Source organism: Methylobacterium sp. NEAU K (genome assembly GCF_030700285.1).
Classification (GTDB): domain Bacteria; phylum Pseudomonadota; class Alphaproteobacteria; order Rhizobiales; family Beijerinckiaceae; genus Methylobacterium.
In genome coordinates this window covers 198,557-213,378 of sequence record NZ_JAUYZJ010000006.1, presented here as the reverse complement: position 1 = coordinate 213,378, position 14,822 = coordinate 198,557, and the positions used below count along the sequence as shown (strand labels likewise).

General features: G+C 64.9%; 6 protein-coding genes and 3 pseudogenes. 7 read left to right on the top strand and 2 right to left on the bottom strand.

What is annotated here, in order from left to right:
* Nucleotides 1-16 precede the first annotated feature (16 nt).
* Both Q8W67_RS07375 and Q8W67_RS07370 read right to left on the bottom strand, forming a co-directional pair.
* Nucleotides 17-720 (bottom strand): annotated as a pseudogene (locus tag Q8W67_RS07375) (IS5 family transposase).
* Nucleotides 721-1,130: 410 nt separating this feature from the next.
* Nucleotides 1,131-2,112 (bottom strand): annotated as a pseudogene (locus Q8W67_RS07370) (IS3 family transposase).
* Nucleotides 2,113-2,327: 215 nt separating this feature from the next.
* Between Q8W67_RS07370 and Q8W67_RS07365 the strand changes: the two are divergent.
* The 7 genes and pseudogenes from Q8W67_RS07365 (at nt 2,328) to Q8W67_RS07335 (ending at nt 14,808) form a co-directional block, all read left to right on the top strand.
* A complete protein-coding gene (locus tag Q8W67_RS07365; RefSeq protein ID WP_305542978.1) occupies nt 2,328-3,158 on the top strand; it encodes a sulfurtransferase/chromate resistance protein in 831 nt (276 codons plus the stop codon).
* Between the two features lie 2 nt (nt 3,159-3,160).
* Complete coding sequence (chrA, locus tag Q8W67_RS07360; RefSeq protein ID WP_370693831.1) at nt 3,161-4,570, top strand: chromate efflux transporter; 1,410 nt, start codon at nt 3,161-3,163, stop codon at nt 4,568-4,570.
* A 100-nt stretch (nt 4,571-4,670) separates the two neighbouring features.
* Nucleotides 4,671-5,633, top strand: a complete 963-nt coding sequence (locus Q8W67_RS07355) for a DUF1259 domain-containing protein (protein WP_305542975.1) — start codon at nt 4,671-4,673, stop codon at nt 5,631-5,633.
* Nucleotides 5,634-5,650: 17 nt separating this feature from the next.
* Nucleotides 5,651-6,100, top strand: a complete 450-nt coding sequence (locus Q8W67_RS07350) for a Rap1a/Tai family immunity protein (RefSeq protein WP_305542971.1) — start codon at nt 5,651-5,653, stop codon at nt 6,098-6,100.
* Nucleotides 6,101-6,231: 131 nt separating this feature from the next.
* Nucleotides 6,232-6,724, top strand: a pseudogene (locus tag Q8W67_RS07345) (IS3 family transposase); the annotation flags it as partial.
* Between the two features lie 198 nt (nt 6,725-6,922).
* Nucleotides 6,923-12,736 (top strand): HAMP domain-containing protein, encoded by a 5,814-nt coding sequence (locus Q8W67_RS07340; RefSeq protein WP_305542969.1) that lies wholly within the window; start codon nt 6,923-6,925, stop codon nt 12,734-12,736.
* On the top strand, nt 12,733-14,808 hold the full coding sequence (locus Q8W67_RS07335; RefSeq protein ID WP_305542967.1) for a response regulator: 2,076 nt from the start codon (nt 12,733-12,735) through the stop codon (nt 14,806-14,808). The genes Q8W67_RS07340 and Q8W67_RS07335 overlap by 4 nt, the downstream gene beginning before the upstream one ends.
* Nucleotides 14,809-14,822 lie beyond the last annotated feature (14 nt).

Below are 14,822 nucleotides of genomic sequence, written 5' to 3'. Positions count from 1 at the left end.
TAGGGTCTGGACTCGATCAGCACCAGAAAGCGATGACGGCGGCGAGGGCGACGGCTGAGGCATAGTTGCGGGCGAGCTTGTCATATCGGGTCGCGACGCGGCGGAAGTCCTTGAGGCGGTTGAAGGTCGCCTCGATGCGCCAGCGCTCCCGATAGCGCCGCTTGTCGTGGCGGATGCGTCGTTTGCGACTGCGCTTGCCCGGGATGACCGGCGTGATGCCCTGCGCCCGCAGATCGGTGCGCAGCCAATCGGCATCGTAGCCCTTGTCGGCAGCCAGCCGCCGGATCCGGCCAGGCGCTTCGGCCAGCACCGCAGGCGCGGTCGTCACGTCGCTGGCGTTGCCGGGCGTCAGCAAGAGGACGCCGGGGCGGCCGAGGACATCGGTGAGCGCGTGGATCTTGGTCGTCTGGCCGCCGCGCGACGGGCCGATGGCCTGTGTCCGCGCCCCCCTTTGCCGCCGTGGGCCGAGCGGTGGGCCCGCACATAGGTGCTATCGAGGGCGGCCGCATCGCCCGCCCACCCGGCCTTGGCCAGGTCCGCCAACATGGCCTTCCAGAAGCCGCGCCGCGACCATCTGTTGAACCGGTTGTAGACGGTGGTGCGCGGCCCATACTCCGCCGGACAATCACGCCAGCGGCATCCCGATGTGAGCACGTGCAGGATGCCGGAGATGATCTGCCGGTCGTCCTTGCGCTCGGGGCCGGGCTGGTCTCTGGGCATGAACGGCTCGATCACCGCCCACTGCTCATCGGAGAGCCAGAACAGGTCCGCCATCGCCACCTCCAGGCTGCAAAACAGTCGCCTGGAATCACAAACTGGCAAACCCGGCAACAGCTTGGTTCGGTTCACACCCTAGGCTGAAAGTTTGATGTTTCCAGGCGGTTCTGGCGCCTCTAGAGCCATAAAAATTTGTCGAGAGGTGTTCGGGCATCCGCGAAAAGTAGCCCTGAGTTTGGAGTAAAGACACGCTCCTGTGTCCGCTGGCGGTAGCTCGATACCGCCAGCGGACAGCAGATCCCTGAAGTTCCTCAGTGAGGTCCACTGTGTTCAGCTCTTCACGTTTGACCGGTCATCCGCGGACGTCAGGAAGACGTCCCTGATCCTCCCCTGATTTCGCGGACACGGGGAGTTTAGCTCGCGGTCCGTTCGGCCTGCTCGGGCGTGAGATAACCGAGTGCTGAATGGATGCGTTGCCGATTGTAGTAGCCCTCGATGTAAGCGAACAGGTTGCGTCGCGCCTCATCCCGGGTCGCCCATCGTCGCTGATGGACGAGCTCGACCTTGGGTGAGGAAGAAGCTCTCCATCATCGAGGACGGCGGCCAGGTAGAGCTAGCCCTCTGCGGTCGGCAGGTAGGGGATGTCGGCCAGCCAGACCGTGTCGGGCCGCGCAGCCGAGACGTCCTGCTTCAGCAGGTTCGGGGCGATCGGGAGATCGTGACGGCTGTCGGTCGTGCAGGGCCGGAACCGACGCCCCGCCAGTGCGCGGATGCCGTGCCGGCGCATGAGACGCTACATCCGCCCGCGGCTGACTGAACGGCCTTCCGCCCGCAAGGCGGCATGTACGCGTGGGGCACCGTAGCGCCGATGGTGGGCGGCATGGATGCGGCGGACATCGTCGAGGAGCTGACGACGGGTGGAGGCCGAGCGGGCGCTCTCAGGCCGTGACCGCCAGCCATAGAAGCCGCTGGGGGAGACGTCGAGCACGCGGCACATGAGACGCACCGGCCAGGTCCGCGCATGCAGCTCGATGAAGGCGTAGGTCACTTGGGCATCTCCGCGAAGATGCCGATGGCGTTTTTTAGCACGTCGCGCTCCATGCGCGTGCGGTCGAGCTCACGCCGCAGGCGGGCGATCTCGGCGGCCTGATCAGACGGCGATGCGACCGGAGTTGGTCGCAAGGCCCCGGTCGATCCTGCCGGCCGCGGTCGGGGTGGGGCTCCATCCAGCGTTGCACGCCATTGCCGCAACATCGAGGGCTGGATCCCGAGCTCGGCCGCGATCTGCATCTGCGGCCGGCCGCGGCTCTCCAGCAGGGCGACCGCTTCGCGCTTGAACTCGGGCGTGAACGCCCGTCTCGTCTGCGCCGTCCGACACCTTCCCCGCTCCGCCAGAGCGTATCAGAGGTGTCCGTGAAACCGAGGGAGGATCATTGGAACTGCTGCGCGGGAATCCGGCCGTGCCTGCGCATAACGGCGGGTTGAGATAGCGCGGTCCCCGCTTGACATCACGCTCTCGACGGCGGTGAATAGAAACTCGGGAAGCGATCTCCCGACGAGGCTCCGGCTGAAGAATCGCGTCCATTCTGCATTCGATGCAAGGACGCGTCATGCCTACGCCTACTGCGATCCCCGTCGACAAACTCGCTCGACTCGTCGGCACGCCCGCTTGCCCGGTCGTTGTCGACGTCAGGCCGGACGACGCTTTTCGCGATGATTCGCGCCTAATCCCAGGTAGTATCCGCCGCCCCGTCGCCGACATCGCGCACTGGTCCGCCGACCTTGCGGGTCGCGGCGCAGTCGCGGTGTGCCGCCACGGGCGCGACATCGGCCACGGCGCCGCTGCTTACCTGCGCCAGGCAGGCGTAGCAGCCGAGACCCTGGACGGCGGCTTCGATGCCTGGGAAGCTGCAGGCCTGCCACTGGTGCCAGAGGCCAAGCTGCCGCCCCGTGACGCGCGCGGCCGGACCGTCTGGGTCACCCGCGCACGCCCCAAGGTCGACCGCATCGCCTGTCCCTGGCTGATCCGGCGCTTCGTCGACCCGGACGCGGTCTTCCTCTTTGTGCCGCCGCCCGAGGTGAACGCCGTGGCCGAACGGTTCGGGGGCGCACCCTTCGACATTGACGACCCGGGTGCCTTCTGGAGCCACCGGGGCACGCTCTGCACCTTCGACGTCATGGTCGAAGAACTCGGCCTCGCCATGCCGCCGCTCCTGCATCTGGCGACCCTGGTGCGCGGGGCCGATACCGCGCGGCCCGATCTCGCACCGGAAGCGGCGGGTCTGCTCGCGGCGTCGCTCGGCCTGTCGCGCATCTACGCGGACGACCTGGAGCAACTCGACGCCGGCATGCTCCTCTACGACGCCTTCTATCGCTGGTGCCGGGATGCGACCGAGGAGACCCATAACTGGCCGACCAACAAGCCCAAGGCAAGGGCTTGATCATGGCCGGCGCCATGCTCGCCAGCCCTAGGGTTCCACACGAGCCCGACCCCCGCGCCCTTCCGCCGCCGGTGGCGCTCAGTCAGGCCCTGCCGGTCTGGCTGCGCGTCGCCGCTCTCTCCTTCGGCGGCCCGGCCGGGCAGATCGCGGTCATGCACCGCATCTTGGTCGAGGAGAAGCGCTGGATCTCCGAGAACCGCTTCCTCCACGCCCTGAACTTCTGCACCTTGCTCCCCGGCCCCGAGGCGCAGCAACTCGCGACCTATGTCGGCTGGCTGATGCACGGCACACGCGGCGGACTCGTCGCGGGCGGCCTGTTCGTCCTGCCGGGCATCGTCGCCATCATGGTCCTGAGCTGGGTCTACGCGCTCTACGGCAACGTCGGGTTCGTTGGGGGCCTGTTCTTTGGCCTGAAGGCGGCGGTGCTCGCCATCGTGCTCCAGGCCGTGCTCCGCATCGGCAAGCGCGCGCTCAAGGGCCCGGTCATGGTCGGCCTCGCGGCGGCGGCCTTCGTCGCCATCTACTTCCTCGACCTGTCCTTCCCGCTGATCGTGCTGACGGCCGGAATGATCGGCTATCTCGGGGGCCGTCTCGGTCTGCCTCAGTTCCGGGCAGCGGGAGGGCACGGTGCGGGTAAGGTCGTCGATGGCCCCTTCCTGCTCGGCGACGACGAACTTCCTCAGGACCGCGCCGCCATCAAGCACACACTTCGGGTGCTGCTGACTTGGAGCGCGATCTGGCTTGTACCGGTCGCCGCCATCCTCATCGCCTTCGGGCCGGATCACGTCTTCATCCACGTCGCGGTATTCTTCTCCAAGATGGCGATGGTGACCTTCGGGGGGGCCTACGCGGTACTCTCCTACGTCGCCCAGCAGGCGGTGGAGCATTACGGCTGGCTGAAGCCGGGCGAGATGCTCGACGGCCTCGGCATGGCCGAGACCACGCCCGGTCCGCTCATCATGGTCACCCAGTTCGTGGGCTTCATGGCGACCTTCCGCCATCCGGGCACCCTGCCGCCGCTCGTCGCCGGCACGCTCGGGGGGCTCCTCACGACCTGGGTAACATTCGCGCCCTGCTTCCTCTGGATCTTCGTCGGCGCCCCTTATGTCGAACGCCTGCGCGGCGATCGGGCGCTCGCCGGCGCGCTCTCGGCCATCACCGCTTCCGTGGTCGGCGTGATCCTGAACCTCGCCGTGTGGTTTGCACTCCAAACCATCTTCGCCGAGACGCGACGGTTCACGGCCGGGCCAATCCACCTCGACGTACCGGTCCTCGCCAGCCTCAACCCCTGGGCGCTCGCCCTAGCGGCCGCGGCGGTCCTCGCGGCGTTCCGGTTCAAGGTCGGCATGGTCCAGGCGCTCGCGGCCTGCGCCGCGGCCGGCGTCACCCTCCGTCTTATGGGGCAAGTGTGATGGGCTCCAGCACTCTGGTTGGGGCAATCGCCCTTCTTGCCCTGGCAGGCGCCGGCAGGCCCTGAGAACGCGAAACGCGAAAACAACCGAGGAGACGACCATGCGTCACTTGCTGGCCCCGTTCGCCGTGTTGAGCATGGTCGCGCTCGCACCCGCTGCGTCGGCGGCCGAGCCCTGGCAAGACGCCATAGCCCAGGGACTCGGCAAGGCTGGTACGGTGATGCCGGGCGGCGTCTACCGGGTCGGGCTGCCACGCACCGACCTCGCGGTCACACTCGACGGCGTCCGGGTCAAGCCAGCCCTCGCTCTCGGCTCATGGCTCGCCTTCACGAAGTCTGGCGACAACGACGTCATGGTGATGGGCGACCTGGTCCTGACCGAGGACGAGATCAATCCAGTGATGACGCGCCTGATTGAGGGCGGTGTGGAGATCACCGCCCTGCACAACCACCTGCTGCGGGCTTCGCCTAGCACGTTCTACATGCACGTCTCGGGTCATGGCGAGCCAAGCAAGCTGTCCACGACCCTGATGGGCGCCCTGGGTGCCAGTCGGACGCCGTTCGGGGGTGAAACGGCGGGCGGCGAGCCGTCGTCGATAGTCAGCACGAGCCCGGCCGCGGCCGGTGAAGGACCGGTGCCGGCGACGACGAAAACCTCTGACCAGGCGCTCGACCTTGATACGGCCGCCATTGATCAGGCGCTCGGCCGCAAGGGCAAGATCAACGGCGGCGTCTACGCCGTCAGCGTGCCGCGCTCGCAGACCCCTAAGGACCACGGCATGGCGGTGCCCGAGGCCATGGGTTCGGCCATCGCCATCAACTTCCAGCCGACCGGCGGCGGCAAGGCTGCGATCACGGGCGACTTCGTGCTGACAGCCGACGAGGTAAATCCGGTGATCAAGGCGCTCCGCACGAACGGCATCGAGGTGACGGCCCTGCACAACCACATGCTCGACGACGAGCCGCGGCTGTTCTTCATGCATTTCTGGGCCAACGAAGACGCGGGCAAGCTTGCCAAGGGCCTCCGTCAGGCACTCGATCGAATGAAAGTTGCCAAGGGCTGACGGACGGGAGCGCGGTCATGATCGCCGGAAGCCGGAACCATCCCCTCGTGATTGCAGGGTTGCTTGCCCCCTTCCTGGCGGCGGCGATACCCGAAGCCGACGCTGCCGACTGCGCGACAAAATCCTGCTTGCCGAACAAGCCGGGCCCCACGTCGGCCGAACCTGGAAAGCAGCCGGCGGGTCCGGTCGACATCCGGGAGAGAAGGACTGCCGACCTCTACCGGGCGTGCCTTGCCGAGCAGGGGGAGGCCTCGGGTTGGTGCAGCGCCTACCTCATGGGCATCGCCGACACGCTAACGGCATTCGGCAACGGCGGCGATCGGGGCGGTCTCTGCGATGTCGACTACAGCATCGAGCAGCTGTCGGACACATTTCTCACCTGGGTGCGGGCGCATGATACCATGTTGCAACTCGACATGCTGGCCGGAGCCACACTCGCCTTCCGACAGCGGTGGCCTTGCCGGTAGAGCGCCGCGCGCCGAGATCGGGACCTCACTTCGACCGACGGGCCTGGGTGCCAACCATCATCTCGGGCGATAGAGGTGCGGACTTGCTTCGGAGAAGTGGCGAGCTTCTTCCGTGATGGATGGGGTTTCCGATGGCAGAACCCAAGAAGCAATTCACGCCTGAGTTCCCGGGGGAAGACGGTACGGCTCCCCCAGACAAGCGGCCGTTCCCGCCGCGAGATCGCCGCCGATCCCGAGATCGGACTCTCGACATCGTGCACCTGGATCGACGGCCGGCGTGATCGGAAGGTCGACGTGCTGCCAGCGGAGCGGCAGGAGGACATGGCCGTCGAGCTGAAGCGCCTGTGGCGCGAGCACGAGGTGCTGCGCCAAGAGCGCGAGATCATGAAGCGGGCCACGGCTTTTTTCGTCAACGAAGGACGTCGATGAGGTTCCAACTCATCGATGCGGCGAAGAAGGATTTCCCCGTCCCGCGTCTGTGCAAGGTCCTCGACGTCAGTCCGAGCGGCTACTTTGCTTGGAAAAACCGGCCCGCGTCGTGCCGTCAGCGCGAGGACCTGCTCCTGCTCGCTCATGTCCGCTCGGCCTTCGCGATCTCGCACGAGACCGATGGCAGCCCCTGCAGGGTCGGAAGCTTCGCCACTCGGTCCTCCGCGCCGCTGGCCTTCTCAGGACGCGGCGCGTATGCACCCCTGCTCCAGGGGATCGGCTCTCGCTTCCGCACGACCTACGGTTGAAAGGGCCTTAACTCTGCAAAGATAAAGGCGGCACAGCTCGCACCGGTCAGCCATGCTGACCGTCTCATCCCTCAGGGGGAAATCCATGACGCCAGGCTCCTCGCAGATTGAGCCCAAGATTCTCCTGAAGTGCCTGCGTGCCTTCCGGAAAGGCGATTTCACGGTCAGACTACCCCTCGATCTGACCGGGATCGAGGGCGAGATCGCGCAGGCCTTCAACGACATCGTCGAGTTGAACCAGGGTCTGGCGCGCGAACTCGACCGTGTGGCCCGCACGGTCGGCAAGGACGGCCGTATCGGCGAGCGCGGAAAGCTGCCCGCGGCAACCGGTGGATGGGTCGAGTGCGTCGACTCGGTCAACTCCATGATCGGCGATCTCGTTCAGCCGACCACCGAGGTGGCGCGGGTCATCGGTGCAGTCGCCAAGGGCGACCTGGGACAGACCATGCAGATCGAGATCGAGGGCCGCCCATTGCGGGGGGAGTTCCTGCGGATCGGCAAGGTCGTCAATACCATGGTGGACCAGCTCAATTCCTTCGCCTCCGAGGTGACTCGCGTCGCCCGTGAGGTCGGCTCGGAAGGGAAGCTCGGCGGCCAAGCCCAGGTGAAGGGCGTCGGAGGCACTTGGAAGGACCTCACCGACAACGTGAACCTGATGGCGGCGAACCTGACGGGTCAGGTCCGCAACATCGCCGAGGTCACCACCGCAGTCGCCAATGGCGATCTTTCGAAGAAGATCACCGTCGACGTGAAGGGTGAGATTCTCGACCTCAAGTCGACCTTCAACACCATGGTCGATCAGCTCAACTCCTTCGCCTCCGAGGTGACCCGCGTCGCCAAGGAGGTGGGGACCGAGGGCAAGCTCGGCGGTCAAGCGCATGTGAAGGGCGTCGGCGGTGTCTGGAAGGACTTGACCGACAACGTCAACATGATGGCCGCCAACCTCACCGGCCAAGTGCGCAACATCGCCGAGGTCACGACCGCGGTGGCGCGGGGTGACTTGTCGAAGAAGATCACCGTCGACGTGAAGGGCGAGATCCTCGAACTCAAATCGACCATCAACACGATGGTGGACCAGCTCAATTCCTTCGCCTCCGAGGTGACCCGCGTCGCCAAGGAAGTGGGCTCAGAAGGGAAGCTGGGAGGACAGGCTCAGGTCGAGGGTGTCGGCGGCACCTGGAAAGATCTGACCGATAACGTGAACATGATGGCTGCCAATCTCACCGGTCAGGTGCGGAACATCGCGGACGTCACCACGGCGGTCGCGAATGGCGACCTGTCGAAGAAGATCACCGTCGACGTGAAGGGCGAGATCCTGGAGCTGAAGAACACCATCAACACCATGGTCGATCAGCTCAACTCCTTCGCCTCCGAGGTGACCCGCGTTGCCAGGGAGGTGGGCTCGGAGGGCAAGCTCGGCGGCCAGGCCCAGGTGCGAGGGGTCGCCGGCACGTGGGCGGACCTGACCGACAACGTCAACCTCATGGCGGCCAATCTCACCGGTCAGGTCCGGAACATCGCCGATGTCACCACGGCGGTGGCGAACGGCGACCTGTCGAAGAAGATCACCGTCGATGTGCGCGGCGAGATCCTGGAGTTGAAGAACACCATCAACACCATGGTCGATCAGCTCAATTCCTTCGCCTCCGAGGTGACCCGCGTCGCCAGGGAGGTGGGCTCGGAAGGCAAGCTCGGGGGCCAGGCTCGCGTGGAAGGCGTTGCCGGGACCTGGGCGGACCTGACCGACAACGTCAATCTCATGGCTGCGAATCTGACGGGCCAGGTCCGGAACATCGCCGACGTGACGACCGCAGTGGCGAACGGCGACCTTTCCAAGAAGATTACCGTCGACGTGAAGGGCGAGATCCTGGAGCTGAAGTCCACCATCAACACCATGGTCGACCAGCTCAACTCCTTCGCCTCCGAGGTGACCCGCGTCGCCAAGGAGGTGGGGACCGAGGGCAAGCTCGGCGGTCAGGCGCAGGTGAAGGGCGTCGGCGGCGTGTGGAAGGGTCTGACGGACAACGTCAACATGATGGCGGCGAACCTCACCGGCCAAGTCCGTAACATCGCTGAGGTTACGACGGCCGTCGCCAATGGCGATCTCTCGAAGAAGATCACCGTCGCGGTCGAGGGCGAGATCCTGGAGCTGAAGTCCACCATCAACACCATGGTGGATCAGCTCAACTCCTTCGCGAGCGAGGTCGTACGCGTCGCACGCGAGGTCGGCATCGAGGGCAAGCTCGGGGGCCAGGCACAGGTGCGTGGGGTCGGAGGTACCTGGAAGGATCTCACCGACAACGTGAACATGATGGCAGCGAACCTGACGGGGCAGGTCCGCAACATCGCCGACGTGACGACCGCAGTGGCCAACGGCGATCTATCCAAGAAGATCACCGTGGATGTGCGCGGCGAGATCCTGGAGCTGAAATCGACCATCAACACGATGGTCGATCAGCTCAACTCATTCGCCTCCGAGGTGACCCGCGTGGCCCGCGAGGTGGGCTCGGAAGGCAAGCTCGGCGGTCAGGCGCAGGTGCGGGGTGTCGGCGGAACCTGGAAGGATCTCACCGACAACGTGAACATGATGGCAGCGAACCTGACGGGCCAGGTCCGCGGCATCGCGGACGTCGTGACCGCGGTGGCGCAGGGCGATCTGAAGCGAAAGCTGTCGGTCGATGCTAAGGGCGAGATCGCGGCCCTCGCCGACACCGTCAACGAGATGATCGAGACGCTCGCCACCTTCGCCGACCAAGTGACCAACGTCGCCCGTGAGGTGGGCGTCGAAGGCAAGCTCGGCGGTCAGGCCCGGGTGCCCGGCGCAGCAGGCCTGTGGCGCGATCTGACGGACAACGTGAACCAGCTTGCGGCGAACCTGACGACACAGGTGCGCGCCATCGCCGATGTCGCCACTGCGGTGACCAAGGGCGATCTCGCCCGCTCGATCTCGGTCGAGGCCTCCGGCGAGGTCGCCTCGCTGAAGGACACGATTAACGAGATGATTCGTAACCTGCGGGACACGACCCTCAAAAACGCCGAGCAGGATTGGCTGAAGACTAACCTCGCCAAGTTCACCCGCATGCTGCAGGGCGAGCGCGACCTCGCGACGGTGTCGAACCTGATCCTGTCCGAGATCGCCTCGCTCGTGAACGCGCAGCGGGGCGTGTTCTACATGGTGGAGGCCGACGGCACTGAGCCCGTGCTCGACCTGATGGCGAGCTATGCCTTCACCGAGCGGAAGAACCTGTCGAACCGCTACCGGATGCGGCAGGGTCTCGTGGGGCAATGCGCCTACGAGAAGAAGCGCATCCTGCTGACCAACGTGCCCGGCGACTACATCACGATCGGCTCGGCGCTCGGCGAGGCCCCTCCCCTCAACATCATCGTGCTGCCGGTCCTGTTCGAGCAGGAGGTTCGGGCGGTGATCGAGCTGGCCTCCTTCAACCGCTTCAGCGAGACCCATCAATCCTTCCTCGACCAGTTGACCGAGTCCATCGGCATCGTGCTGAACACGATCGCGGCGAACATGCGGACCGAAGGCCTTCTGAAGCAGTCGCAGCTTCTGACGAGCGAGCTGCAGAGCCAGCAGGAAGAATTGAAGAAGACGAACGATCGCCTCGGGATGCAAGCCGCGTCTCTTCAGCAATCGGAGGACCTTCTCAAGAATCAGCGTGAGCGTCTGCAGCAGACAAACGAGGAGCTCGAGGAGAAGGCGCGGCTTCTGGAGATCCAGAAGAAGGAGGTCGAGGGCAAGAATCGCGAGGTGTCGAATGCCAAGCTCGCCCTGGAGGAGAAGGCAGAGCAGCTCTCGTTGACCTCGCGCTACAAGTCGGAATTTCTGGCCAACATGAGCCATGAGCTGCGCACGCCGCTCAACAGCCTGCTGATCCTCTCGAAGCTGCTCACCGAGAACAAGGGCGGGAATCTGAGCGACAAGCAGCGTGAATTCGCCAAGACCATTCACGCCGCTGGCTCGGACCTACTGGCTCTGATCAACGACATCCTCGATCTCTCGAAGATCGAGTCTGGGACGGTCTCCCTTGAGCTGGGCGATGTGAGGCTGGCTGACCTGACAGAGCACCTCGACCGAACGTTCCGGCAGCTGGCCGAGGAGCGGCAGGTCGCATTCAGGGTCGAGGTCGCACCGAACCTTCCCCAGGCGGTCCGAACGGATTCGAAGCGCCTGCAGCAGGTTCTGCGGAATCTCCTCTCCAACGCTTTCAAGTTCACCGAGACCGGCAGCGTCACCCTGACGCTCGCCTCGGCAGACGGCTCGCCCCTGCGCGCCGGACGTCGATGGATGGCCCTGTCCGTGACCGATACCGGCATCGGCATCGCCGAGGATAAGCAGCGGATCATCTTCGAGGCCTTCCAACAGGCGGACGGCACCACGAGCCGGAAGTACGGCGGTACCGGCCTCGGCTTGGCGATCAGCCGCGAGATCGCGCGGCTCCTCGGCGGTGAAATCGTCCTGCAGAGCCGGCTCGGCGAGGGCAGCACCTTCACGCTGTTCCTGCCTCTCGATCCGCCGGCTGTCTCGGCGACCGGGCCAACGTCCCCATCGATGGACGGCACCGGCACGCCGGCAATCATCGGACGACAGCCCTCCGCGGCGATGGCGCTGTCGGCCTCGGCGGATGATCGCCACGCGATCCAGCCCGGGGACCACATCGTTCTGATCGTCGAGGACGACGCCATGTTCGCCTCCGTCCTTCTGGAACTCGCGCGCGAACGCGGATTCAAGGGTCTGATCGCCCAGGACGGGGCGTCCGCCCTCGCGCTCGCACACCGCTACAAGCCGCACGCCATTACCCTCGACATCGGCCTGCCGGACATGGACGGTTGGGCACTGCTCGACCTGCTGAAGAACGATTCTCAGACGCGTCACATCCCGATCCACGTCATCTCGGTGAACGATGAGAAGAAGCGCGGGCTGAGAGCCGGGGCGTTCGGTTTCCTGGAAAAGCCCGTTGACCGCGACGGGCTGATGCGAGCGCTCGCCCGCTCGAAGGACTTCATCGCGCGGCCGGTCCGCAGATTACTCCTCGTCGAAGACGATCCCAATCAACGCGCGAGCATCTCGGCGCTCCTCGACGACGCGGAGGTGACGGTTCTGGGTGTGGGCACGGCGAAGGAGGCGCTTGAAGCACTGGCGGCCGATCCATTCGACTGCGCGATCGTGGATCTGGGGTTGCCCGATCTCGGCGGCTCCGAGCTGATCGAGCAGATCCGTGCCAGCGACGGCGGCGGCGAGCTCCCGATCATCGTCTACACCGGCCGAGAGCTGACTCCCATTGAGGAGCAGCAGCTCAGGCAGACCGCATCGACGGTGATCCAGAAGGATCCCGGCTCGCCGGAGAGGCTCATCGACGGTGCCGCATTGTTCCTGCATCGCGCGATCCGCCGCACGCCGGCCGAGAGCCCGATCCAAGTTGAGCTGCAGGATCCGCGTTCGTTGCACGGTCGTCGTGTCATCCTGGTCGATGACGACGTGCGGAACATCTTCTCGCTCACGAGCGCGCTCGAGCAGCACGACCTCGACGTCCTATTCGCGGAGAACGGCCACGACGGCATCGCGCTCCTCCAGGCCAATCCTGATGTCGACGCCATGCTGGTGGACATCATGATGCCGGGAATGGACGGATACGAAACCATCCGTGAGATCCGTCGGCACGAGCGCTTTCACCACCTTCCCTTGGTCGCGGTGACGGCAAAGGCGATGAAGGGCGACCGCGAGAAGTGCCTCGCGGCGGGGGCATCGGACTACGTGTCGAAGCCCATCGACATCGACCAACTCCTCGCCGTCCTGCGCGTCCAGCTTGAGCGACGTCACACGGCGCTCAATGGCGCCAGCGCTTCGGTGTTGGAAACAGGGGACGGAACGGATCTCTCGATATGACGAGAGCCTCGCCTATCGAACCGACGTCCGATGAGGTTGCGGTCGCTGGTCGCCCCAATGCGAGTTTCGTACCTTCGCGGACGAAGATCCTCGTCGCCGACGATGACCGCCGCAATCTACTGGCGGTCTCAGAGATCCTCGACGATCCCATGCTTGAAGTGGTGCTGGTCGAGTCCGGCGAGGACGCGCTTCGGCAGACCCTGCTCGCTGACTTCGCGCTGATCCTGCTCGACGTTCAGATGCCGCGCATGGACGGATACGAAGCCGCGACGCTGATCCGCAGCCGTCCGCGCTCTTCACGCGTGCCGATCCTGTTCCTGACGGCTTTCAACAAGGACGACGCGCACGTCTTCCAGGGGTACTCGGCCGGAGCGGTTGACTACGTCTTCAAGCCAATCCAACCCTTGATTCTCAAGTCGAAGGTCGAAATCTTCGTTGATCTTTATCGTAAGACAGAAGAAATCAAACAGAAAGCTGCGGCCGAGAAGGAGCTCCTTCTTGAAAATCTGCGCGTTCGGGGCGAGAAGCTCGAGGCAGAGCGGGCGCTTCGACGTCGTGACGAGCATCAGGCCGCTGTTCTGCGGGGATTGCCGATCGCCCTCTATACGGCGGTGCCGGGGCAGTTCGATCGCAGCCTGCACTTCACGAGCGACAACATCGAGCGGATCACGGGCTTCTCGCGGGAAGCCTTCTCTCAGCCCGGCCTGTGGCAGTCGCGTGTGAATGCGGACGATCTCCAGCGCGTGCGCAGCGAGCTCAACCGCGCGAGCCAGACCGGATCTGTCACGCTGGAGTATCGCTGGCGCACGGCAGATGGTGTGGAGCGCCATATCCTCGACCAAGTGGTGCTCAACCGCGACGCGACCGCCGAAGCCCCTGAGATCTTCGGGATGTGGTTCGATGTGACCGAGCGCAAGGAACTCGAACTCAACGTCCACCATGCCTCGAAGCTTGAGGCGGTGGGACGCCTGACCGGCGGGATCGCGCACGACTTCAACAACATGCTGAGTATCGTCATCGGCAATCTGGAGCTGGTGCAACGCACGCTCGGCGATAACCCGAAGGCGCATCGGCGTTTGCAGAGCGCGATCATGGGTGCGCAGCGCTGCGCGGAACTCACCAGTCGATTGCTGGCATTCTCACGTCGCTCGCCCCTGCAAGCCACCGAGCTGGACCTCTGCGTCTTCATGCCGGAGTTGGTCAAGCTGCTCCAGCGCACCTTGGGCGAGCGGATCAGCGTTCGGCTCGATATGGCTGAGCCTCTCCCGCCGGTCCGTGTCGACGCGTCGCAATTGGAGGCCGCGCTGATCAATCTCGCGGTCAACGCACGCGACGCCATGCCGGAGGGCGGTGAGCTCGTGCTCAAAGTTGCCGTCGTGAACAGCGGCTCGGGCTCTCCCGACGACACAGCCGATCGCATCCAGATCACCGTGTCGGACACGGGGACCGGGATGGAGCCTGCGCTACTCGGACGGGTGTTCGAACCCTTCTTCACCACAAAGGAAGTGGGCAAGGGCACCGGCCTCGGTTTGAGCATGGTCTACGGCTTCGCTCAGCAGAGCGGGGGCGAGATCACGATCGACAGCACACTGGGACAAGGAACGACGATCAAGCTATCTCTTCCCGTCTTCACGGATGAGGACAGCTCCACGACCGCTACTGCGGAACATGATTGCACAGACCGCTTTAGCGCCGCAGGCAAGACGATCCTCGTCGTCGAGGACGAGGCAGACGTCCGGCAGGTTACCACCGCCACGCTGCAATCCTTGGGCTTTCATATCAGAGAAGCCCGATCCGGCGATGACGCGCTCGAGATGCTGGAAGCAGATCCTACGGCGACGTTCCTCTTTACAGACGTCAATATGCCGGGCCGCGTCTCTGGTATCGACCTTGGGAGCATCGTGCGACAGCGATGGCCGCAGATCCGCGTTCTCCTTACCTCCGCCTATATCGGCGAAGACCGGGATCTGGACGGCTTCGAGATACTCCTCAAGCCTTTTCGAGCTTCGGATCTCGCAGCCAAGCTTCAAAAAATGTTCCTGACAGACGAAGAGCCTCCTGGCAAATCGTAATCCCAGGTGTGCAG